21 protein-coding genes are annotated in these 21,743 nt (G+C 71.9%); 13 read left to right on the forward strand and 8 right to left on the reverse strand.

Annotation, left to right across the window (positions count from 1 at the left end; translation table 11 throughout):
* The 4 genes from JKJ07_RS34645 to JKJ07_RS34660 form a co-directional block, all read right to left on the reverse strand.
* Positions 1-1,071: a 6-phosphofructokinase gene (locus tag JKJ07_RS34645; RefSeq protein ID WP_202996169.1), complete on the reverse strand. Its 1,071-nt coding sequence runs from the start codon at positions 1,069-1,071 to the stop codon at positions 1-3.
* Complete coding sequence (locus tag JKJ07_RS34650) at positions 1,071-2,519, reverse strand: aldehyde dehydrogenase family protein (protein ID WP_202996170.1); 1,449 nt, start codon at positions 2,517-2,519, stop codon at positions 1,071-1,073. The genes JKJ07_RS34645 and JKJ07_RS34650 overlap by 1 nt, the downstream gene beginning before the upstream one ends.
* Entirely contained in the window at positions 2,516-3,670 is a 1,155-nt protein-coding gene (locus JKJ07_RS34655) for a mandelate racemase/muconate lactonizing enzyme family protein (protein ID WP_202996171.1), read from the reverse strand. The genes JKJ07_RS34650 and JKJ07_RS34655 overlap by 4 nt, the downstream gene beginning before the upstream one ends.
* Before the next feature lie 124 nt (positions 3,671-3,794).
* A complete protein-coding gene (locus JKJ07_RS34660; protein WP_202996172.1) occupies positions 3,795-4,577 on the reverse strand; it encodes a DeoR/GlpR family DNA-binding transcription regulator in 783 nt (260 codons plus the stop codon).
* An 82-nt stretch (positions 4,578-4,659) separates the two neighbouring features.
* Between JKJ07_RS34660 and JKJ07_RS34665 the strand changes: the two genes are divergently transcribed.
* From JKJ07_RS34665 to JKJ07_RS34695, 7 genes are all read left to right on the forward strand, one after another.
* Entirely contained in the window at positions 4,660-5,526 is an 867-nt protein-coding gene (locus JKJ07_RS34665) for a hypothetical protein (protein ID WP_202996173.1), read from the forward strand.
* Between the two features lies 1 nt (position 5,527).
* Positions 5,528-6,256 carry a sulfite exporter TauE/SafE family protein gene (locus JKJ07_RS34670; protein ID WP_202996174.1) on the forward strand — a complete coding sequence of 243 codons (729 nt, stop codon included), beginning with the start codon at positions 5,528-5,530 and terminating at the stop codon, positions 6,254-6,256.
* A complete protein-coding gene (locus JKJ07_RS34675; protein ID WP_202996175.1) occupies positions 6,250-6,618 on the forward strand; it encodes a YidH family protein in 369 nt (122 codons plus the stop codon). The genes JKJ07_RS34670 and JKJ07_RS34675 overlap by 7 nt, the downstream gene beginning before the upstream one ends.
* A 76-nt stretch (positions 6,619-6,694) precedes the next feature.
* Complete coding sequence (locus JKJ07_RS34680; protein ID WP_202996176.1) at positions 6,695-7,015, forward strand: DUF202 domain-containing protein; 321 nt, start codon at positions 6,695-6,697, stop codon at positions 7,013-7,015.
* A gap of 49 nt (positions 7,016-7,064) precedes the next feature.
* Complete coding sequence (locus JKJ07_RS34685; RefSeq protein ID WP_202996177.1) at positions 7,065-8,147, forward strand: PDDEXK family nuclease; 1,083 nt, start codon at positions 7,065-7,067, stop codon at positions 8,145-8,147.
* Positions 8,148-8,261: 114 nt separating this feature from the next.
* A complete protein-coding gene (locus JKJ07_RS34690; protein WP_202996178.1) occupies positions 8,262-8,849 on the forward strand; it encodes a bifunctional 4-hydroxy-2-oxoglutarate aldolase/2-dehydro-3-deoxy-phosphogluconate aldolase in 588 nt (195 codons plus the stop codon).
* A gap of 192 nt (positions 8,850-9,041) precedes the next feature.
* Positions 9,042-9,740: a hypothetical protein gene (locus tag JKJ07_RS34695; protein ID WP_202996179.1), complete on the forward strand. Its 699-nt coding sequence runs from the start codon at positions 9,042-9,044 to the stop codon at positions 9,738-9,740.
* 6 nt (positions 9,741-9,746) lie between these two features.
* Here the strand turns inward: JKJ07_RS34695 and JKJ07_RS34700 are convergent, their stop codons facing one another.
* Complete coding sequence (locus JKJ07_RS34700; RefSeq protein WP_202996180.1) at positions 9,747-11,270, reverse strand: class I SAM-dependent methyltransferase; 1,524 nt, start codon at positions 11,268-11,270, stop codon at positions 9,747-9,749.
* A gap of 42 nt (positions 11,271-11,312) precedes the next feature.
* Here JKJ07_RS34700 and JKJ07_RS34705 point away from each other — a divergent pair, with 42 nt between their 5' ends.
* The gene (locus JKJ07_RS34705; RefSeq protein ID WP_202996181.1) at positions 11,313-11,582 is read left to right on the forward strand and encodes a YciI family protein; all 270 of its coding nucleotides are present in this window, start codon (positions 11,313-11,315) and stop codon (positions 11,580-11,582) included.
* Positions 11,583-11,682: 100 nt separating this feature from the next.
* On the opposite strand, the gene JKJ07_RS34710 is transcribed toward JKJ07_RS34705, so the two are convergent.
* The gene (locus tag JKJ07_RS34710; protein ID WP_202996182.1) at positions 11,683-12,468 is read right to left on the reverse strand and encodes a universal stress protein; all 786 of its coding nucleotides are present in this window, start codon (positions 12,466-12,468) and stop codon (positions 11,683-11,685) included.
* A gap of 149 nt (positions 12,469-12,617) precedes the next feature.
* On the opposite strand from JKJ07_RS34710, the gene JKJ07_RS34715 reads away from it, so the two are divergent.
* Positions 12,618-14,099, forward strand: a complete 1,482-nt coding sequence (locus JKJ07_RS34715) for a serine/threonine-protein kinase (RefSeq protein WP_202996183.1) — start codon at positions 12,618-12,620, stop codon at positions 14,097-14,099.
* A 10-nt stretch (positions 14,100-14,109) separates the two neighbouring features.
* Here JKJ07_RS34715 and JKJ07_RS34720 read toward each other — a convergent pair whose 3' ends face one another.
* Positions 14,110-15,825 carry a dihydroxy-acid dehydratase gene (locus JKJ07_RS34720; protein ID WP_202996184.1) on the reverse strand — a complete coding sequence of 572 codons (1,716 nt, stop codon included), beginning with the start codon at positions 15,823-15,825 and terminating at the stop codon, positions 14,110-14,112.
* A gap of 76 nt (positions 15,826-15,901) precedes the next feature.
* Here JKJ07_RS34720 and JKJ07_RS34725 point away from each other — a divergent pair, with 76 nt between their 5' ends.
* Genes JKJ07_RS34725 through JKJ07_RS34740 form a run of 4 tightly spaced genes read left to right on the forward strand, consistent with a single transcriptional unit; the run spans position 15,902 to position 20,571 of the window.
* The gene (locus JKJ07_RS34725; RefSeq protein ID WP_202996185.1) at positions 15,902-16,750 is read left to right on the forward strand and encodes an SMP-30/gluconolactonase/LRE family protein; all 849 of its coding nucleotides are present in this window, start codon (positions 15,902-15,904) and stop codon (positions 16,748-16,750) included.
* 27 nt (positions 16,751-16,777) lie between these two features.
* Positions 16,778-17,629 (forward strand): fumarylacetoacetate hydrolase family protein, encoded by an 852-nt coding sequence (locus JKJ07_RS34730; RefSeq protein ID WP_236030394.1) that lies wholly within the window; start codon positions 16,778-16,780, stop codon positions 17,627-17,629.
* Entirely contained in the window at positions 17,626-18,360 is a 735-nt protein-coding gene (locus JKJ07_RS34735) for an SDR family NAD(P)-dependent oxidoreductase (RefSeq protein ID WP_202996187.1), read from the forward strand. The genes JKJ07_RS34730 and JKJ07_RS34735 overlap by 4 nt, the downstream gene beginning before the upstream one ends.
* A gap of 60 nt (positions 18,361-18,420) precedes the next feature.
* Complete coding sequence (locus tag JKJ07_RS34740; RefSeq protein ID WP_307834553.1) at positions 18,421-20,571, forward strand: molybdopterin oxidoreductase family protein; 2,151 nt, start codon at positions 18,421-18,423, stop codon at positions 20,569-20,571.
* Here the strand turns inward: JKJ07_RS34740 and JKJ07_RS34745 are convergent.
* Positions 20,568-21,737: a GAF domain-containing protein gene (locus JKJ07_RS34745; protein ID WP_202996188.1), complete on the reverse strand. Its 1,170-nt coding sequence runs from the start codon at positions 21,735-21,737 to the stop codon at positions 20,568-20,570. The genes JKJ07_RS34740 and JKJ07_RS34745 overlap by 4 nt on opposite strands.
* Positions 21,738-21,743 lie beyond the last annotated feature (6 nt).

Below are 21,743 nucleotides of genomic sequence, written 5' to 3' on the forward strand. Positions count from 1 at the left end.
TCAACCGAGGAGAGGGGAGAGCCAGTCGTGGAAGTCGCCGAGGTCGGCGGGGTTGGTGCTGCGCCACTGCGGCGGCACGGGCCGGGTCAGGCCGGCCACCTCCGTCAGCGGCACCGGGTCGTACGTGTTGGCGTGGCGGTGGACGCCGACCATCAGGCCCGAGGCCCGGTCGGCGAGAAGCTTGGCGGCGTGCCGTCCGGCCTCGGCGGCCTCTGCCCGATCGCGTTCGGAGGCCAGCGCGCCGGTGCTGCGCTGGGCCATGCCGAGCACCTCACCGCGCGCGGCCACTCCCAGCTCGGCCGAGACCAGCGCGGCCAGCGACCGGGAGACGCCGCCGAGCAGGATGCGCGTGTGGTTGGCGGCCTGGAAGGGCTCGTCGGTGAGCTCGCTCGCGGCCCCCTCGCTGACGATCACGAACGCGCGCCCGTGCTCGGCCAGGGCGGTCGTCACCGCGTACAGGAAACCGCTTCTGTCGAAGTTGATCTCGGGGATCAGAACCAGGTGCGGCCGGTACGCGGGATCGTCGCTGAGCGTCGCGGCGAGGGCGAGCCAGCCCACGTTGCGGCCCAGCGTCTCCACGATCCGCACCGGCTCGATGCCCTTCATCGCCTCGTGATCGCGGGCCAGCCCCGGCACCACCGTGGTCAAGTAGCGCGCGGCCGAGGCGTAACCCGGGGCGTGATCGATGACGGCGAGATCGTTGTCGACGGTCTTCGGGATGCCGACCGCCGGCACGCCCCGCTCGGCCAGCGCCTGGAGCAGCGCCATCGTGCCGTTGCCGCCGATCAGGGCCACGCCCTCGATCCCGTTACGCCGCAGCACGTCCACCGCCACGTCGAGGTCGTCCGGAGTGATCGCCCGCCGGCCCGCGCCCAGCCACGACCCGCCGTGCAGCACCGCCGAGGGCGGGACGTCGGCCGCGGTGACCGGCGTGAACCGGCCCTCGACCAGGCCGTCCGGGCCGCCGCGGAGGGCCAGCACCTCGTGATCGGCGGTCGCCTCTAGGAAGCCGCGCAGGCTCGCGTTGACCACCGCGGTGGGCGCGCCGGTCTGCCCGATGAGCAGCCGCATCACGCCCCCTGCGGCTTCGCGCCGACCGACAGGAACGTCTGGAACGCCTCGAGACCGGGCCGGCCGCCCTCGTAGCCCAGACCGGAGTCGCCGAGCCCGCCGAACGGGATCCACGGCGTGTTCGGGGTGCCGTTGTTGATGCCGACGATCCCGGCCGACAGCCGATCGGCGACCGCCTGCGCGTTGTCCAGGTCGGCCCCGCAGACGTATCCGGCCAGGCCGTAGCCGGTGGAGTGATGCAGCGCGAGCGCGTCGTCGAGCCGGTCGTAGACGTGGATCGGCGCGATCGGCCCGAAGATCTCCTCGGTCAGCACCCGCGAGCCGACCGGCGCGTCGAGCAGCACGGTGGCCGGCGCGTAGTGGCCTTCCCCCGGCACCTTTCCGCTGCTCACGACGCGAGCACCGCGCGACACGGCGTCCTCGACCAGGGCCGCCATCCGGGCCGGGTCGCCCGCCGGGGCGAGGGGGCCGAGGTCGGTGGCCGGGTCGGTGGGGTCGCCGACGACCAGCTTCTCGGTGGCGGCGGCGAACGCCTCGGTGAACTCGGTCGCGACCTCGCGGGCGACGAGGATCTGGTTGGCCGCGATGCAGGACTGCCCGTTGTTGCGATATTTCGCCACGAGCAGGGTCTGGGCGGCGGCCTGGGGATCGGCGTCCGGCAGCACGATGAACGGGGCACACCCACCCAGTTCCATCACCGTACGGACGAAGCGGGGTGCCGTGCTCGCGGCGATGAGCCGGCCGACCCGGGTCGAACCGGTGAACGACACGACGCCGACCTCTTTGGCGGCCAGCCACGGGTCGGCCACGTCCTGGGGGGTGCCGAGCACGGTCGACAACACCCCGTCCGGCACGTGCCGCTCGACGACCGCGGCCAGCACCATCGACGACAGCGGGGTCAGCTCGGACGGCTTGAACAGCACCGGGCAACCCGCGGCGAGCGCCGGGGCGATCTTGCGGGCCGGGATCGAGACCGGGAAGTTCCACGGCGTGAGCACGGCGGCGATCCCGGCCGGGCGGACGCTGACCCGATGCGCGATGCCGGGCACGACGTCGAACCGCTCGGTCTGCTGCCGGTCGAGCAGGTCGGCCATGATCCGGAAGTAGGCGACGGTCAGGCCCAGCTCGGCCGTGGCCTCGGCGAGGCGCTTGCCGGTCTCCTGAGTGATCAGCGCGGGCCACTCGGGCTCCTTGGCCAGGGCCTCGACGTCGGCGGCGATCGCGCGCAGGGCGGCCGACCGGCCGGCGGGCGCGGTGGCCGACCAGAGCGGCAGCGCGTTCCCGGCGACGGCCAGCGCGGCCTCGGCGTCGGCGCGATTTCCCGTACGGACCTCGGTGAACGCCGTGCCGGTGCGCGGATCGAGGACCGGTACGGCCGGGCCGTCGCTCCGGTGGGCGCCGATGCGCACCGCCGTCGCGGCCTCGCGGATCTCGTTGACGATGGTCACGCTTGCTCCTCGTACGCGTCGAGCTGCTGGTGGTCGAGGTCGATGCCGAAGCCCGGGCCGGTCGGCACGCGGACGGTGCCGTGCCCGGTGAGCAGGCCGTCGGCGGCCTCGCGGAGGGGGTTGGAGCGGATGTCCCACTCGATGAGCCGGGTGGCGGGCGAGATCGCGCCAGCCTGCACGGTGGCGGCGGTGGCAACGGCGCCGTTGTAGAGATGCGGGTTGACGGTCAGGCCGGCCTCGCTCGCCGCGGCCAGCACGGCCAGGTATTCGGTGATGCCACCGGTCTTGCCGAGGTCGGGCTGGACGATGTCCACCGCTTCCAGGTACGGGGTGAAGGCGTCCGCGCCGTACAGGTTCTCGCCGGTGGCCAGGGGCATCCCGGTCCTCTTGCGCAGCTCTGCGAGCTCGTCGGGCCGGTCGCCGGCCAGCGGCTCCTCCAGCCAGGCGACACCTTCGTTCATCAACGCCCGCGCCATGTCGATCGCCTCGTCCAGGCGCCAGGCCTGGTTGGCGTCGGCGAAGATCTGCGCGTCGTCGCCCAGGATCGCGCGAGTGGTGCGCACATTGGCCAGGTCGGTGTCCGTACCGAAGCCGACTTTGACCTTGACGGCGGTCAGGCCCAGGGCCGCGCAGCGCTCGGCGGTCTCGGCGACGCCGGTCGGGCCGAGGCTGGAGCCGTAGACCGGCAGTTCGGTGCGCGGGTCGTCGCTCAGCAGCGCGGCCAGGTTCGTGCCGGCGTGCCGGGCGGCGAGGTCCCACAGCGCGAGGTCGACGCCGCTGACCGCCTGGTGCACCGGGCCCGGGGCGCCCCACTGCCGGCCGAGCGGCGCGAGCGTGGTCAGCAGCGCGCGCTGAGCGGCGGCCGGGGACTCGTACGTGCGGCCGACGAGGATCGGCGCGATGCCGTCCTGGATCGTCGCCAGCCGCTCGCGCCAGGCCCAGGACGGGTAGTTGGCCCAGGTCTCGCCGACGCCGACCGAGCCGTCGGCCAGCTCGACCTCGATCAGGACCATCACGCGGTGGGTCAGCGGGGCGAACGACATCGCGATCGCCTCGCCGGGCCGGGCCCGGAAGACCCGGCAGCGCACGGCGGTCACCGGGGCGTCCGGCAGGGCCGTCGTCGCCGGCGCGGGGGCGGCTTGGAGATCCATGTGCCTTCTCTCACAGTCGTTCCGATCTGCATGCAGTGTTGAACGCACGTCACGGCGACGTCAAGAGCCGGAAACAAAGAAAGCCTGCCGTTCGGCAGGCTGAGAATCGGGCGGATGCGGATTTTTACGCGGTTAAGACCCGCGTTCCGGTGCGCCGGGCCGCCGCGGCGACCTTCTCGGGAAGCGGACCGTCGACCACGAGGGTGTCGATCCGGTCGAAACCGCACACCTGCACCGGGGCGGTGGCGGCCAGCTTGCTGACGTCGGCCAGCAGCACGACCTCGTCGGCGATGTCGAGGAACGCGTGCTTGGCGCTCAGCTCGACCTCGCTGCGCACATACGCCCCGCGCTCGTCGACGGCGCTCGCGCCCAGGAACAGCAGCCGCACGCGCATGCGTTTGACCAGGTCGAGCGCGGCGAAACCGACCATCGCCTGGTTGTCGTGCAGCAGCTCGCCCCCGATGCCGATGACCCGGGCGCGGGGCCTCGAGAGCATGTGGGCCAGCACCGGGACCGAGTGCGTGATCACGCAGCCGGCGAACTCCTCGGGCAGGGCGTGCGCGACCTCGGCGGCCGTGGTGCCGCTGTCGATGCCGATCGTGTCGCCCGGCTGGACCAGGCGCGCGGCGGCCGCCCCGAGGGCCAGCTTCGCCCCGGCGTGGCTGAGCGCGCGGGACGCGTAACCGGGGTTGGTGATGCCGCCGGGCGGCAGGCTGACTCCGCCGTGGACCAGCACGACCTCGCCGCCCTCGGCGAGTCTGCGCAGGTCACGCCGGATGGTCATCTGGGAGACGCCGAGCTGTTCGCTGATCTCGGCCACCGACAGGAAACCCTTGCGGCGCAGGGCCGCCATGATGTGGCTGCGCCGCTGCGGGGCGCCGTCGTAACGCATGGCCTCCACTGACACGACGTGAGTCTAGCCCCTGTTGCTCGACTCCCATCGGATGTTAGTTTCCGAACATACTGTTGCCCGTTGTGGGGGAGAGCTCATGTCCGTCGATCCTTCCGTGCTTGCCCGACCGTCCGGTGGGTACGCCATGCTCGCCGTCGACCAGCGGGAGGCGCTGCGGGCCATGTTCGCCGCCAAGGCTCCGGGTCCGGTGACCGACGCCGACCTGACCGCGTTCAAGGTCGACGCGACCCGGGCGTTGAGCCCGTACGCCTCGGCCGTGCTGATCGACAAGCAGTTCGGCTGGGACGCCGTGATCGCGGCCGGCGCCACCGACCCGTCCTGCGCGCTGATCGCCGCGGCCGACGCCTTCACGCCGAGCCCGACCGAGTTCGTGGCCGACGTGGCCATCGACCCGCTGGTCGACCCGGCCGTCGTCTCGAAGGAGGGCGCGAAGGCACTCAAGCTGCTCGTCCTGTGGCGGCCCGACGAGTCTGCGGACTCGCGGATCGCGATGGTGAACGACTTCGTCGCCCGGTGCCGCGAGGCGGGTCTGGTCAGCATCATCGAGCCGGTCTCACGCGGGCCGCGGGACGGTGGCGCGTACGACCACGAGGCCGGCATCCACGCCGCCGCCCGGGAGCTCGGGTCGCTCGGGGCCGACCTCTACAAGTCGGAGGTGCCGACCCACGGCAAGGGCACGCCGGCCGAGATCAGCGCCGGGTGCGCCGCGCTGACGTCGGCGATCTCCAGCCCGTGGGTGGTGCTGTCCTCCGGCGTACCGGCCGAGATGTTCCCGGACGCCGTCCGGCTGGCCTGCCAGGAGGGCGCGTCGGGCTTCCTGGCCGGCCGGGCCGTGTGGGCGTCAGTCGTGGGCAGCCCGACCATGGCCGACGACCTGCGCACGATCTCGGTGGACCGGCTGCGCCGCCTGGCCGACGTGGTCGACGACGCCGTCACTCGCTGACGTGCTGCCCGTCGCGGACGTGCTGGCCGTCGGCGCGGTCGCGATCGGGGCCGTCCTGCAACGCGCCACCGGGCTCGGGTTCGCGCTGGTCGCGGCCCCGTTCCTGGTCGTCATCCTGGGCCCGTTCACCGGGGTGACGCTGGCCAACCTGCTCTCGGCCGGCCTCAACCTGATCGTGCTGGCCACCACCGCCCGGGCCCTGCGCGGCCGGCTGGCGGCCCAGATGATCGCCGGGGCGGTGCTGGCGCTGCCGCTGGGCGTCTGGGTCGTGCACGTCCTGCCCGGATCCGTGCTGCTGGTGGGGGTCGGCCTGATCTCCGCGCTGTCGGTGGCGTGGGTGGCCGTCGGCCAGAGCATGCCGTGGCTGCGCCGCCGGGGCGGGGCGGTGGCGTCCGGGTTCGCGTCGGGCTTCTTCAACACCACAGCCGGTACGGGCGGTCCGCCGCTCGCCGTCTACAAGATGAGCACGGGCTGGGACCAGCACAGCTTCGTGCCCACCGTGCAACTCGTCGGCCTGGTCAGCAACGTGCTCTCGCTCGCCTCGAAGGGCTGGCCGTCCCTGTCCCCACCCCTGCTGCTGGCCTGCGGCGGGGCCCTGCTGGCAGGAATCGGCGGCGGCCATTTCCTGGCCGCCCGGCTGCCCGACCACACCGCCCGTACGTGGGTGGTCATGCTCGCGCTGGCGGGCAGCCTGATCGCCGTAGGAAAGGGAGTGGCAGCACTGTGGTGAACGAGGCTCCGCCCCGCCGGCCGCAACGCGTCTACGGCCGCGGAACCGACCCCGACCCGCGGTTCAGCCTGGCCAACGAGCGGACGTTCCTGGCCTGGATCCGGACGTCGCTGGCGCTGTTCGCGGCCGGCATCGCGCTGGAGGCGGTGACGCTGCCGATCGCCCCCGGCTTCCGCCGCGCCGCCGCCGTCGTCTTGATCCTGCTGGGCGCCCTCGCACCCGCCCAGGCCTGGTCCGGCTGGGTGCGCACCGAGGTCGCCCTGCGCCTGGGCCGAGGCCTGCCCCCACCGGTGATGGCGGTCCCGGTGGGGGCGGGCCTCACCCTGGCCGGTGTCCTGGTCCTGCTAGGCCTGCTCTGGTGACCGCCATTGCCGGTCCTGTCCCGGTGACCGCCATTGCCGGTCCTGTCCTGGTGACCCCACCGCACCGGGCCGGGCGGTGAACGCGGACGGCGGCCTGCAGGTCGAGCGCACCATCCTGGCCTGGCGCCGCACCGCCGCGTCGGTCGTGGTCGCGGCCGTCGTGGGCGCCCGCTTCCTGCTCCCCCACCTGGGCGGCTGGTCCTTCCTGGCCGCGATCACCGCCTCGCTCGCCGTGCTCGTGATCGCGGCCGCGGCCCTGCGCCGCCGGGTCCCGCCGTCCGACTTCCCGGTAGCGCCCTCGGCCGCTCCGCAGCCGGCGCGGTGGCTGGCCGCAGTCGCCCTGGCCACGGCCATCGGCGGCCTGGGGGTGGCGCTGGCCGTGTTCGCCGCCGGCTGACTCTCCGCACTAACGAACAGCCGGCAACGCGGACGGAGATAATGCTCGGGTGAGTCCAGCCACCCACCTGTTCCGCATCGACGGCGCCACTGCCACGCCTTTCCGGAGGGCGTCGATGACCACCGAGGGTCTGATGGAGTTGCAGCATCTCGAACGGTGGATCGTCGCACACCCGGAGATCATGGGCGGCAACGTCCGGATCGTCACACAACAATTCGATCGGTGGGCGACCAGCGGCGGTCAGGTCGCCGCAGATCGGCTCGACGTTCTCGGGCTCGACGCGACCGGCCAGCTCGTCGTCGTGGAGCTGAAGCGCGACGGCGACAAACGCGTCCATCTCCAAGCCGTCACATACGCCGCGCTGGTCGCCGGCTTCACCAAGGAGACGCTCGGCATCGTTCACGCTGAGTTTCTCAACAAGTCCAAGCCGGACACACCGATCACTCCGGAAGCCGCGCTCGCCCTTCTCACGGAGCACGTCGAGGGTGAGTGGGGCGACGAACTGCTGACCCGCCCCCGCATCGTCCTCATCGCGGAACGGTTCCCGTCTCAGGTGCTGACCACCGTGAGCTGGCTTACCGAGCTCGCTCCCAGCGATCTTGCCATCCAGTGCATCGAGGTCGCTGTTTTCCGGGAGCCCGAGCCGGCCGACCAGCTGTGTGCGACGTTTCAGCAGATCTTCCCGATCGACGACATGACCGACCGGATTCTCGGACCGACCGCGGATCGCGGGGGCTCGGGCGTCAGCGTCGAGTTGGCCGAGCGCACGCGCAGGCAACGGTCCGTCCCGTTGATCGTGGACAACAACTTGATTCCCCGGGGTGCGAGTCTGCAGCTGAACTTGGGAACTCTGCTCCGGCCGGACTGGGTCAGCGAGGTCGAGTCATGGATCGCCGAAGAACCAGATCGCGGTGCGGTGACTTGGTTAGAGGACCGTCAGAAACCACTGCGGTGGGCGTATCGGCCCGACGTCGAGGCCTGGTCCGCGACCAAACTGGCACAGCACATCGTCGAGCTGGCGACCGGCCAGGCCAGGACGTTCTCCGGTCCTGATGCCTGGACTTATCAGGGTGAGACTCTGTTCTGGATCGCCGACCGCTTCTCCAAAGCAAACGAGGCCGGGGCGCTCTAGTCGACCATCTACCGCCGAGCCGGTAGATGACGGACCGGCGGCGGGCCCGGTGGGGCGCGAGGATGGTGCGCGACCATGAGCTGTCGCCGTTTCTCGCCCTCTCGAGGAGAAGACATGACCTTCGACGACATCTTCGACGGCCGGAAGGTCATGGCCATCCTCCGCGGGCTGGCGCCGGCCGAGACCGTGGAGGTCGCGACCGCGCTCTGGGACGCCGGCGTGAACGTGCTCGAAGTGCCCATCGCGACGCCCGACGCCGTGGCCTCGTTGCGCGCGGCAGCGGCCGCCGCCGATGAGCGCGGCCTGCGCGTCGGCGCGGGAACGGTCATCACGGCCGAGCAGGTGCGCGCGGCCGCGGACGCGGACGCGCAATACACGGTCGCCCCCGGGCTCGACCTTGCCGTCCTGGCCGCGAGCCAGTCGGCCGGGATGCCCCATCTGCCCGGCGTCGGCTCGGCCACCGAGGTGCAGCAGGCGTGGCTGGCCGGGGCACGCTGGCTCAAGGCGTTCCCCGCGGCCGCGCTCGGCCCGGCCTGGATATCCGCCTTGCACGGGCCGTTTCCCGACGTCCGCTTCGTGGCCACCGGGGGTCTGACCATCGCGACAGCTCCCGGCTTCCTCGCCGCCGGTGCTCGGGTCGTCGCCTTGGGCGCGGCCGTGGCCGACCCCGCTCAGCGCGACCAGATCGGCGCGCTCCTCTAGACCGTTCCCAGAGGCAGACTGCAACGCGGCGAGGCGAACCATGCGGACATCGCGTCGATGCATCGTTGACCGCGGCCCGAAATGTACTCCAACGGGCGACGGTCGCCACCTTCGCTGCTTCTTAGGATGAGGCGGGCGAACTCTGCAGCGTCGAATACGGCTGTGACGCACCGCAGGAGGTGAGAGACATCCATGATGATACGCATCGGCGATCCGCCGGATCACCCTCCTGAACGGAAACAAATAGCAAACCCGAAAGTGAAGGTGCTGTTCGGCGCGTCAGTCGCCGCTCTCGGCGTCCTGTCGATCGTCGTGCATTATCTCGGTTTGTTCGAGACATTGTTCGACGCCTGTCTCGCCTTGGTCGGCATCGTCGCCGCCATCGTGGTCCACAAGCAAGAGCAGCGGTTTCCCCTGGGACCGGCGGCCCTCATCCTGGGCGTCGTCATCGGTGGCGGCGCGACGGGATATCTCATCGACCACCGGGAATGGCTGTCGACGAATGGTCCAGGACCGCCGCCGGTGTGGTTGACGGTGGAATCGGTCTCGGACCGTAAAGTTGTCATCAACTCCGTCCGGACTCGGGCGCCGGCCAACGGCCGGAAATTCTGGGTCATGGCTCATATTCACGACGTGAACGCGCACAGCGAATTCTGGCCCAGCAAAGATCTGTCACCGCAGCCGGACAGGTACAGCTACGAATTCACCCTCCCCGGCAACGCCAGTCCCCGCCAGCGTTGGAGTGTCCGCGTTTACGAGGTTGACGACGCCACGGGAGCGAGGCTTCAGTACTACCGGACGAACAAGCTGAAGCCGCCGATTCCCGAGCTGGTTCAGCCGCCTTGTGATGACTGTTCGGCGTCCAACGAGGTTGATCTGCCTTTTCGGTGATGGTGATCAGCTGTTGCGGGGGCGGCGGGCCACGATGATCGCGTGGGTGGTCGGCCAGTCGAGCGGGTTGCCGTCCTCGTCGGCCAGCGATGCCACCGGGGTGATCCGGTTGTCGATCACCCAGTCGTTGCGCAGCGGGTGCGACGCCGGGTCGAGGTCGAAGCCGGCCTCGGCCAGCAGCGACACCCAGTCGGCGAAGTCGAGGCCGCAGAACTGCTCGTGGGTCTCGGAGAGCCAGTTGTCGGTGTAGTCCTTGCGGGTCAGGAAGTCCATGGCCTGCCCGTACGGGATCCGGACGGTGCCGTCGGGCCGGGGCGTGAACTCGAACGGGAACGCGAAGTCGACCGCGAACTGATCGAGTTTGGCGCGCGTGGACAACGAGCCCACATAGGCGGCGACCTCGGCCGACGGCAGCGCTTCCAGATCCGTACGGGGGGAACTGGGGTTTTCGCCGTCGTCGCTGGTCAGGCGCAGGATCACCGGGCGGGTGCGGTCGCCGGGGCCGCAGACGTCGCTGTTGATCCAGACGCCGCCGGGGACGGTGTGGTCGTGGATGCGGCGCGCGAACTGGAGCAAAGATGCGCGTTGTTGTCCGTATGACCAGATCTCGTGGGTCAGCGCGAACGTGAGCGTGGTGTCCACCGAGCGGTCCGGAAGCACGGCGCCGCCGAGCACGTTGCGCTGGTAGAAGTAGACGTTCGCGTTGGCGAAGACGCCCTGCGCCTTCTTGTGCACGCACTCCTGGTAGAGGTGACGCGCGACCTCGACGCCGATCAGGTCGCTCTCGTGCAGCGCGTCGTCACGGTCGGCCAACTCGAGCACCGCGCCGGCGCCGCAGCCGATGTCCACGATCCGGCCCGGCTGCACGTATTGGCGCACAGCTGTCCATTTGCGCGCGGCCGCGTCGGCGAAAGCTTCCACATATGTGCGGTAGTCGCGCGTTGCGGTCAACCCGCCCTCGTCGCCGACGACCGGATCGTTCACCACCGTCTGCACGACCGTGCTCAGTCCGTAGCGGTCGTACACGTCGACCGTCGCCGGGTGCGCGAGTTTGCGCCACGAGTCGTCACCGGCGGCCAGCCGCAGCAACACGTCCCAGGGCCGCTCGGGCACCGAAGGCAGCGCGGGATCGGCCTCGACCGGGGCGATCCGGAAGCCGAGCTCCTCGTAGAGGGCGGCGACCTGCGGCGTCGAGCAGGCGACCAGGGTGTCGGCCGGCGTCAGGTCGAGCCCGGTCGCCACGGTGACGGTTTTGAGCGTTACTTGCGCGAACCTGTCCGTCGGCGCGGTGTCGAAGATCGGCACGACCACCGACCGCAGCCCGGTCTCCACGCTGAACCGCTCGATCGCCGCCTCGCGCCGGTGGTACGGAATCGGGTTACGCTTCGTGTTCTCGTGGTTGGCCGACGTCACCGCCCACACGATCGTCCCGGCGCCCTCGTCCGCGAGCCGCTGCAGGTAATCGGCCTGGAACTGGGTCAGCAGGTGATGCCGGCCGGGAAAGAGCACGTAACGCGGCGTGGAGGTCACGGTCGTTGATCATAGCCCCGCCGCCTTGGGCAGGGTCGGGTCGTGCTCGCGCGTGAGAGCCAGTCACCCCTGCCGCGGTTCATGATCCTGGTCTACGAACGGGACGTTCCGGACAGCTCCGCCGCGGTCTCACCCACGTTCCTCGAGGCCCACCTGGCGCTGCCCCGCCAGATCGCCGGCACCGGCGGCCGCATCGTCGCCGGCCACGCCGCCCGCCCCGCCTCGGCTGCGGTCTCCATTCGCGGCGCCGTGGTGACCGGCGGCTCGCTGGCCCCGGCCGAGCAGACGTTCGCCGGTCACTTCGTGGTCTAGGCGTCGGATCTCGACCACGCCGTATGGATCGCCCGCATGATTCCGGTGGTCGACTGCTGGGTCGAGGTGCGTCCGCTGGTCACGGCCTACCGGCGGTCGCTCAGCGGGCGATCAGGACCGGGCAGCCGGAGCGTTGCAGCAGGCGGCTGCCGATGGCGCCGAGCATCAGGCCCTGATAGCCGTGGGTGCGGGGCCCGACGACCATCAGGCAGGCCGACCGGGACCGCTGGATCAGAACCTTGTCGGTGCGGCCGGACACGTATGCGCGGTGGGCCCGCACGTCGGGATATTTCTCGCGCCACGGGTCGAGCTGGGCGTCCAAGTCGGCGCCGAGCGGGTCGGGGGCCTTGACGCCGCCGACGGTCAGCGCCTCGACCTCGGCGTTGTGCAGGGCGGCCTCCTCGAACGCGTGGCCGGCGACCGTGGCGGCGGCGGGACTGTCGTCCAGGCCGGCCACGACCGGGCCCGCGTCGGCGCCGTGCCGGCCGCGGACGACCACGACCGAGCTGCGGGCCTGCGTGGCGACCTGGCTGCTGACCGAGCCGATGGGCAGCCCGGGCAGGCCTCCCTCGTGCCGGCCGCCGACGACCAGCAGCGCGGCCTCCTCGGCGGCGTGGATCAGGATCGGGACCGCGTACCCGGGCAGGGCCTGGCATTTGACCTCGACCTCGGGGGCGACCTCGCGGGCGTGGGCGACCGCACGACGCAGGATGTCGCCGGCGCGTTCCTCGGCGGAGTGGCTGTCGGGGCTGGATCGGCGGCGGTAGAAGGCCGTCAACACCCTGAGCTCGGCGTGGCGGCGTACGGCTTCCGTGGCGGCCCAGCCGACGGCCGCAGTGGCCTGGGGTGATCCGTCTACGCCAACAACGATCCTGGTCTTGTCCATGTCCGCCTCCCTGAGGAACAGGCGGTCGCCGAACGGCGGCACGACGCCCAGCGTTCACCCGCCGGGCCGCCACTGACAAGGCCGGGTGCACGGGCTGTCGAACCAGGCGGAGGATGCGCATGACCGTCGATCAAGGCAGACTGCGTCGAATGGACGAACGCAGTGACCTCGCCGGTGTCGTCCTCGGTGGCCGGTACGAGCTGCACGAGCCGATCGGCGCCGGTGGGATGGCCGTGGTGTGGCGGGCCCGCGACCACGTGCTGGCCCGCACCGTGGCGGTGAAGATCGTCGGGTCGGACCGGGGCGAACAGCATCGGATCAGGCGGGAAGCGCAGGCCGCGGCCGGCTTGTCGCATCCGAACATCGCGCAGGTGCACGACTACGGCGAGCTGACGGCCGAGGGCCGGGTTCTGCCGTACGTGGTGATGGAGCTGGTCGAGGGGGGCACGCTCGCGGATCGCATGGCGGACGGTCCGGTGCCGCCGCGCCAGGCCATGCGGATCTGCGCCGAGATCGCGGCCGCGCTGGCCGCCGCCCACGCCCTGGGCCTCGTGCACCGCGACATCAAGCCGGCCAACGTCATGCTCGGCCCGACCGGCGCCAAGGTCGTCGACTTCGGCATCGCGGCCGCCACCGCCCCCAGCGGAACCGGGGAGCTCGACCCCGAGGTGCTGGGCACCCCCGCCTACCTGGCGCCGGAACGGCTGATCGACGACGCCGTGGAGCCGGCCTCCGACGTCTATGCGCTGGGTGTCGTCCTTTACCGCCTGCTCTCCGGGCACTCGCCGTGGAGCAGCGAGGACACCACCCAGATGCTGACCGCGCACATCTATCTGGAGCCGGCGCCGCTGCCTCCGGTGGCCGGGGTTCCCGCGTTCGTCGCCGAGCTGTGTGAGCGCTGCCTGATCAAGGACCCGACCCGGCGGCCCAGTGCCCGCGAGGTGTCCGCCCTGCTCAGCCGGGGTGCGACACACCCGGAACCGGGGGCCGCCGCGTCGCTCCCGGGTGGCGGGGCCGACGCGACGGCGAAGGATGCCCGCCCCCGGCATCGTGGCCGCTTGGCGGTCGCGGCCGCGCTCCTGCTGGCGACCGGCGCGGCCGGATGGCTCCTGATTCCCGACGACCCGCCGGACGGGGTCACGGCCGCCTTCCCGTCGGGTTCGCCGCCACCCGCCGCACCGGGCGGGCGATCCACCGCGCCCAGGGCCGGGTCCACGCCCGGGTCCTTACCCACCACCACGAAGGCAACGGCAACGACCACGGGCGCCACGCCCGATCCCGCCGTGACCCGGACCGTCGCGCCGGTTCTGACCGCAACTCCGACGGCCGGGCCGGCCACACCCTCCGCACCCGTTCCGACGAGGACGACAGTGGCACCACCGCCCGGTCCGGGCCCGGATCCGGAGCCGGTCACCCGTGCCTGGTCGTCCGACGCGGGCAGCCTCACCGCGACCTGCCCCTCCCCCGCCACCGCGGAGATCCTCACCTATCAGGCCCGCAAGCCGTTCAAGGTCCAGTCGGCCGGCACCGGCCCGTCCGCCGCCCCGGCCGTCACCTTCAAGCACGGCAACGCGGTCACCACGATGACGGTCACCTGTTCCGGCGGGCAGCCCGCGATGGCCACGACGTGACCCGCCACGGTCAGTGCGATTCGCGGGAGACCTTGTCGCCGGTCGCGCCGAGCAGGAAGGACTGGTCGGCGCCGGTGTTGGCCTGGCCCACGGTGTCGACGTAGAGCTTCTCCCAGCCCCGCACGGGGGCCGCGTACGCGCGGGCGGCCTCGGCCGACGGCGAACGGGCCTCCCACTCCTCGGCCGGCAGATCCACGTCGAGGCGGCGGTTCTCCAGGTCGAGCACGATCGTGTCGCCGGTGCGGACCTTGGCCAGCGGACCACCAGCAGCCGCCTCGGGGGCCACGTGCAGGACCACAGTCCCGTACGCGGTGCCGCTCATCCGCCCGTCGCAGATGCGCACCATGTCGCGGACGCCCTCGGCCAGCAGTTTGGCCGGCAATGGCATGTTCGACACCTCGGGCATGCCGGGGTAGCCCTTGGGCCCGCAGCCGCGCAGGATCAGCACCGAGTCGGCCGTGACCTCGAGCGACGGGTCGTCGAGCCGCTCCTTCAGGTCCTCGACCGAGTCGAAGACGACGGCCGGGCCGCGATGCTGCAGCAGCGCGGGCGTGGCCGCGGCCGGTTTGACCAGGGCACCGTCGGGCGCCAGGTTGCCGTAGAGCACGGCGATCCCGGCCTCCATCTGCAGCGGGTCGGCGCGAGGACGGATCACCTCACGGTCGTAGACCCGCGCGATGTCGAGCACTGACACGAGCGGCTCGCCGAGCACGCTGATTGCCGCGGGATCCAGCAGATCCTGCACCTCGGAAAGCACCGCATGCAGCCCACCGGCCCGATACAGGTCCTCCATCAGGAAGCGACCCGCGGGCTGAAGATCGACCAGCAGCGGCACGCCCGCCCCGATCCGGTCGAAGTCGTCCTGCGTGAGCGGAACCCCGAGCCGACCGGCGATCGCCAGCAGGTGGACGACGGCGTTGGTCGACCCGCCGAGCGCGGCCAGGGCCACGATCGCGTTGTGGAACGAGGCCCGGGTCATCACCGCGCTGGGCCGCCTGTCCCGCTCGACCAGGTCGACCGCGAGCACCCCGGTGGCGTGCGCGGCCTCGAGCAGCCGGCTGTCGGGGGCCGGTGTGCCCGCGATGCCCGGCAGCGTCATGCCCAGCACCTCGGCCAGCAGGCCCATGGTCGAGGCGGTGCCCATGGTGTTGCAGTGGCCTCGGCTGCGGATCATCGACGACTCCGAGCGCTGGAACTCGTCGGCGCTCAGCGTGCCCGCGCGCACCTCCTCGCTCAGCTTCCACACGTCGGTGCCACAGCCCAGCGGTACGCCGCGGAACGTGCCCGTCAGCATCGGCCCGCCCGGCACCACGACGGCCGGCAGGTCGACCGAGGAGGCGGCCATGAGCAGCGCCGGGATCGTCTTGTCGCAGCCGCCGAGCAGCACGACCCCGTCGATCGGGTTGGCCCGCAGCATCTCCTCGATCGCCATCGCGGCCATGTTGCGCCACAGCATCGCGGTCGGCCGCACCTGCGTCTCGCCGATCGACACCACGGGCAGGTTGAGCGCGATGCCGCCGGCCCGGTGGATGCCGTCGGCCACGCTCCGCCCGACCTCGTCGAGATGCGCGTTGCAGGGGGTCAGGTCGCTGGCCGTGTTGGCGATCGCGATGTGCGGGCGGCCGTCGAACGCGTCGGCGGGCAGCCCGCGCCGCATCCACGCCCGGTGGATGTAGCTGTTCCGGTCGTCGCCGCCGTACCACTGTGCGCTCCGCCGTTCAGCCATGTGACGACCGTAACCCCGGTGCCGCAACTCGGGAAGATCCTTCAACTGCTCGTAACTTGCGCCTACCATCCGGAACATGACTGCCCGCTTCGTCGCCCGGCCGGCCGGTGATCAGGCCTACGCCCTCGGCGAGGGGCCTGTCTGGGACGCGGAGCGGCAGCGCCTGCTCTGGGTCGACATCCTGGGCGGCACGGTGCACGCGGGCACGGTCACCCCCGAGCACATCGCCGTCACCGAGACCTGGGAGTTCGACGATCTGGCCTGCGCGGTGGCCGTCTCCGAGACCGGCGACCTGCTCGTGGCCACCCGCGACGACGTCATCAGAGCCGATTCCCGTACGGCTGTCGCCCGCCTCGGCCGTCCGGAGAGCCGGCTCAACGACGGCGCGGTCGACCCCCAGGGCCGGTTCGTGGTCGGGAGCATGGCCCTCGACGACACGCAGGGCACGCAGAAGCTTGTCCGGCTCGACGGGAACGCCGTCACCGTGCTCGACGACGATCTCACCCTGTCCAACGGGCTGGCCTGGAGTCCCGACGGCCGCACGCTCTACAGCATCGACTCGATCCCCGGCGTGATCTACGGACGCGACTACCCTGACGGCGTACGGCGGAAGCTCTTCGGCATCTCGGACGGCCTGCCCGACGGACTCTGCGTGGACGCGATCGGCAACCTCTGGATCGCCGTCTGGGGCCGGGGCCGCCTCGAGTGCCGCTCCCCCGCCGGTGACCTGCTGGCCGTGGTCGAGGTCGCCGCGCCCCAGCCGACCAGCTGCGCGTTCGCCGGCCCCGACCTCGACATCCTGGTGATCACGACGGCGACCCAGGATCTCGGCCCGGCCGACCTGACCCGCCACCCCGCGTCGGGCCGGTTGTTCACCGCCGACGTGGGCGTCAAAGGACTGCGTACGCCGTACTGGATCCCCTGAGATCGGAGAGTCCCACCCGTGTTTCTCATGCGCATCGGAGCCCCCGGCGCCGAAAAGCCCGCCGTCCGCGCCGGTGAGTCCGGCTACGTCGACGTGTCCGACCTGGTGCGGGACTTCGACGAGGAGTTCTTCGGCGGCGACGGGGTGGCGCGGATCGCCGGGCCGGTGGCCGAGCGGATCGCCGCCGGGGACGTCCGCGAGCTCGGCGAGCAGCGGATCGGCGCCCCGATCGCGCGGCCGCACCAGATCCTCTGCATCGGCCTCAACTACAGCGATCACGCGGCCGAGACCGGGCAGGCCGCGCCCGACGAGCCGATCCTGTTCACCAAGTCGCCGAACACGCTGGTCGGCCCGAACGACGACGTCCGGATCCCGCGCGGCTCGGCCAAGACCGACTGGGAGGTGGAGCTCGGCATCGTGATCGGCCGGCGCACCTCTTATCTGGAGTCGGTCGAGGCCGCGGCCGCCGCGATCGCCGGCTATGTGCTGGTCAACGACGTCAGCGAGCGCGCGTTCCAGATGGAGCGGGGCGGGCAGTGGGTCAAGGGCAAGTCGGCCGAGACGTTCAACCCGGCGGGCCCGTGGCTGGCCACCCCCGACGAGATCCCGGACGTCAACGACCTGGCCATGTGGCTCGACGTCAACGGCGAGCGCCGGCAGACCGGCAACACCCGCACGATGATCTTCGACCCGTTCTTCGTCGTGCACTATCTCAGCCAGTTCCTCGTGCTCGAGCCGGGCGACCTGATCAACACCGGTACGCCGCCCGGGGTCGGGCTCGGTCTGAAGCCGCCGGTGTATCTGCGGGCGGGCGACGTGATGACGCTCGGCATCGAGCACCTGGGCAGCGCCCGCCAGCAGGTCGTGGGCCCCCGATGACCGCCCTGCGTGCGATCGTCACCGGCGGCGCCTCGGGCATCGGGCTGGCGACCGCGACCCTGCTGGCCGAGCGCGGCTATCGGGTCGCGACCCTCGACCTCCACACCGGTGTGCCCGCCCCGCTGCTGGGCCTGCGCTGCGACGTCAGCGACGACGCGTCCGTACGGGCGGCGGTGGCCGAGGCGGCGTCCGCGTTCGGCGGGCTCGACGTGGTGGTCAACAACGCCGGGATCGGCGCCCAGGGCACGGTCGAGGAGAACGACGACGCCGAGTGGGCCCGCGTCTTCGACGTCAACGTGCAGGGCATCGTACGGGTCAGCCGGGCCGCGCTCCCCCACCTGCGCGAGTCGGCGCACGCGGCGATCGTCAACACGTGCTCGATCGCGGCCACGGCGGGCCTGCCGCGCCGGGCCCTCTACAGCGCGACGAAGGGCGCCGTGCTGTCGCTGACCCTGGCCATGGCGGCCGACCACTTGCGCGAGGGCATCCGCGTCAATTGCGTCAATCCGGGTACGGCGGACACGCCCTGGGTGCAGCGGCTGCTCGACGCGGCCGACGACCCGGACGCCGAACGGGCCGCGCTGGAAGGCCGGCAGCCCTCGGGGCGCCTGGTCACGGCCGACGAGATCGCGCACGCCATCGCCTACCTGGCCGGGCCGGACGCGTCGGCCACGACCGGGGTGGCGCTGGCCGTGGACGGCGGGATGCAAGGTTTGCGACTGCCCAAATAGGGCCGCCCGTGGCAGGATACTGACCGGTAACCACTGCCTCGGACGGAAGTGGGTGGCATCGTGGCCGACTCGCGCACCGCGTACCGGACCTGCCCGTTCTGCGAGGCCGCCTGCGGTCTCGAGCTGACCCTCGACGGGGACAGGGTGACCGCGGCCCGCGGCGACCGGGAGCACGTGTTCAGCCACGGCTTCGTCTGCCCCAAAGGTGCCATGTTCGGGCAGCTCAACGACGACCCCGACCGGCTGCGCCGCCCCCTGGTCAAGCGGGGTGGCGAACACGTCGAGGTCGAGTGGGACGAGGCGTTCGACGAGGTCGCGCGGGGGCTGCGGCCGATCCTCGACACGTACGGGCCGCACGCGGTCGCGCTCTATCTCGGCAATCCCAACGTGCACACGATGGCCGGCGGCCTCTACGTGACCCCGCTGGTCAAGGCGCTGGGCACGCGCAACGTGTTCTCGGCCAGCACGGTCGACCAGATGCCCAAGCACGTCTCCAGCGGCTATCTGTTCGGCAGCCCGCTGACCATCGGAGTACCGGATCTGGACCGTACGGACCTGCTGCTCATGCTGGGCGCGAACCCGTGGGAGTCGAACGGCAGCCTGGCCACGGCGGCCGACTTCCCGGGGCGGCTCAAGGCCATTCAGCAGCGCGGCGGCCGGTTCATCGTGGTCGACCCGCGCCGCACCCGCACGGCCGGGCACGCCGACGAGCACCTGTTCATCCGGCCCGGCACCGACGCGTACCTGCTCTTCGGCATCGTCCACACGCTCTTCGCCGACGGCCTGGTCGCGCTGGGCCACCTCGAGCCGTACGTGACCGGAGTGGACACCGTCGCCGAGCTGGCCGCCGGTTTCGCGCCGCAGGACGTCAGCGCGGTCTGCGGCGTGCCGGCCGAGCGGATCCGGTCGCTGGCCCACGAGCTGGCGGCCGCTCCCCGCGCCGCCGTCTACGGCCGGATCGGCACGTGCACCGTCGAGTTCGGCACGCTGACCTCGTGGCTGGTCGACGTGATCAACGTGCTGACCGGCAACCTGGACCGGGCCGGGGGCGTGATGTTCCCGCTCGCGCCGCACCTGTCGAAGGGCCGCGGCACGGGCAAGGGCTTCCGGGTCGGGCGGTGGCACAGCCGGGTGCGCGGGCTGCCCGAGGTCAAGGGCGAGCTGCCGGTGGCCACGCTGGCCGACGAGATCGAGACGCCGGGCGACGAGCAGGTGCGCGCCTTCATCACCGTGGCCGGCAATCCCGTGCTGTCCACGCCGAACAGCGGGCGGCTCGACCGGGCCCTGTCCGGGCTGTCGTTCATGGTGAGCGTCGACCCGTATCTGAACGAGACCACCCGGCACGCCGACGTCGTGCTGCCGCCGCCCGACGCGCTGCGGAAGGGGCATTACGACTTCTCCTTCCTGGCGCTGGCGGTGCGCAACTTCGCCGCGTACTCGCCGCCGGTCGTGCCGTTCGGCGGGCCTGACGAGTGCGACATCCTGGCCCGGCTCGCGCTGATCGCCTCCGGCCGAGAGGGCTCGGCCGACGACGTGCACGAGTCGATGGTGCGCCAAGCGCTTTCCCGCGCAAATCTCGAGACCGCGTCCGGGTCGTCACCCGCCGAGCGCCTGCTGGACGTGGCGCTGCGCTCGGGGGCGTACGAGGGAATGTCTTTGGATCTGCTGCTGGCGAACCCGCACGGCGTGGACCTGGGGCCGCTGCAGCCGCGGATCCCCGAGGTGCTGCGCACGCCGAGCGGCAAGATCGAGCTGAGCTTCGACGGGCTGGCGGCGGAGACCGACCGGTTGCGGGGCGCGCTCGACCGGCCGCGCGACGGGCTCGTGCTGATCGGCCGGCGGCACCTGCGCTCCAACAACAGCTGGATGCACAACGTGCCCGCCCTGGTGAAGGGCCGCGACCGCTGCACGCTGCAGATCCACCCCCTGGACGCGGCCCGGCTCGACCTCGGCGACGGCGACGACGCCCAGGTCACGTCGCGGGCCGGCGGGCTGGCGGCGCGGGTCGAGGTGACCGACACCGTGATGCCGGGCGTGGTGAGCCTGCCCCACGGCTGGGGTCACGGCCAACCCGGCACCCGCATGACAGTCGCCGCCGACCACCCCGGCGTGAACTCGAACATCCTGACCGACGAGACCACGGTCGACCCCCTGTCCGGCAACAGCGTCCTCAACGGCATCCCCGTCGAAATAAAGGCCCTGGCCGGCTAAGGCCCGTCGATCGAAAGCACCACCCCGGCCGCCAGGCGATAGGGGTTCGTGGCGACCAGGGCGCCGATCGCACGGCGCAGGCGGGACACCTCGGCCCGGACGGTGACCACGTGGTCGGCATCGCCGTACAGGAAACGGCTGAGCTGCGCCGCCGTCAGACCGGCCGGGCCGCACGCGTCGAGCAGGCCGATGATCTCGGCGTGGCGGCGGGTCAGCGGCGTGCGCCACGGCTCGGCCTCGCCGCGAACCTCCAGGACCGGACCGGAACGCAGGTCGAGCGTGGCGTGGATCGTCGCCTGCGGGCCGGCCGGGCGCACGAGCCAGCCCTCGGGCAGCCGCTCCGGCAGGCAGAGACCCATTCCCGGTACGCCGAGGGCCGCCCCCTCGCGCGGCGCGCCGATCCGGTCGCGGGCCGCCACCCCGCTCGCCGCGGCCACCCAGCCCTGCTCGTCCACGATCAGCAGCGGACCGTGCGCGGTGGCGACCACGTGCGCGGCCGAGCGCCGCAGCCGGTCGAGCCGGTCGGCGTGATGGCGCCACAATTGCGCCTCGGCCAGCCGTACGCCGGTCTCGACCAGCGCCTCGATCGCCGGGTGGAGGGTGAGCGCGGGCCCGCTGACGTCGACGATGCCGAGCAGGTCGCCCGTACGCGGGTCGTGCACCGGATGGGCCGTGCAGTACCAGGCGTGCTGCGCCTCCTCGAAGTGCTCGGCCGAGAACAGCTGGACGGGCGCCGCTTCGACCAGGGCCGTCCCGATGGCGTTGGTGCCGACGGCCGCCTCCGTCCAGTCGGCGCCCTCGCCGAACCCGAGCCCGTCGGCTCGGCGCAGCAGCCCGGGCGGCCCGGCCCGCCACAGGATCACGCCGGCGGCGCCGGTGACGACCAGCAGGAACCCGTCGGCCAGCCGCAGCAGGTCGTCGACGACCAGGGCCAGCGGGGATTCCCGGCGCAGCCGCTCGACCTCGTCGAACGGCACCGGATCGCGCGCGTTGGCCCGGGCCGGGTCGAGACCGAGCCCCAGCACGCGGGACCACGAGCGCTCGACCAGCGCGCGCGGGCGCTGCGGCGGCCTGGCCCCGGCGAGCACCGCGTCGTGCACCTTGCGCAGCTCACGGGCGTGCCGCGTCAGGTCGGTGCCCGGCCGCACCGCGCGGAAATCGCCCACGACTGA

This window comes from Paractinoplanes lichenicola (assembly GCF_016785085.1).
Classification (GTDB): domain Bacteria; phylum Actinomycetota; class Actinomycetes; order Mycobacteriales; family Micromonosporaceae; genus Actinoplanes; species Actinoplanes lichenicola.

Bases quoted from the DNA above. Each gene is read 5' to 3' on its own strand.
- JKJ07_RS34695 (WP_202996179.1), top strand. From the start codon at position 9,042: ATGATGATACGCATCGGCGATCCGCCGGATCACCCTCCTGAACGGAAA.
- JKJ07_RS34720 (WP_202996184.1), bottom strand. From the start codon at position 15,825: ATGGCTGAACGGCGGAGCGCACAGTGGTACGGCGGCGACGACCGGAAC.
- JKJ07_RS34690 (WP_202996178.1), top strand. From the start codon at position 8,262: ATGACCTTCGACGACATCTTCGACGGCCGGAAGGTCATGGCCATCCTC.
- JKJ07_RS34725 (WP_202996185.1), top strand. From the start codon at position 15,902: ATGACTGCCCGCTTCGTCGCCCGGCCGGCCGGTGATCAGGCCTACGCC.
- JKJ07_RS34645 (WP_202996169.1), bottom strand. From the start codon at position 1,071: ATGCGGCTGCTCATCGGGCAGACCGGCGCGCCCACCGCGGTGGTCAAC.
- JKJ07_RS34655 (WP_202996171.1), bottom strand. From the start codon at position 3,670: ATGGATCTCCAAGCCGCCCCCGCGCCGGCGACGACGGCCCTGCCGGAC.
- JKJ07_RS34730 (WP_236030394.1), top strand. From the start codon at position 16,778: ATGCGCATCGGAGCCCCCGGCGCCGAAAAGCCCGCCGTCCGCGCCGGT.
- JKJ07_RS34710 (WP_202996182.1), bottom strand. From the start codon at position 12,468: ATGGACAAGACCAGGATCGTTGTTGGCGTAGACGGATCACCCCAGGCC.
- JKJ07_RS34715 (WP_202996183.1), top strand. From the start codon at position 12,618: ATGGACGAACGCAGTGACCTCGCCGGTGTCGTCCTCGGTGGCCGGTAC.
- JKJ07_RS34665 (WP_202996173.1), top strand. From the start codon at position 4,660: ATGTCCGTCGATCCTTCCGTGCTTGCCCGACCGTCCGGTGGGTACGCC.
- JKJ07_RS34735 (WP_202996187.1), top strand. From the start codon at position 17,626: ATGACCGCCCTGCGTGCGATCGTCACCGGCGGCGCCTCGGGCATCGGG.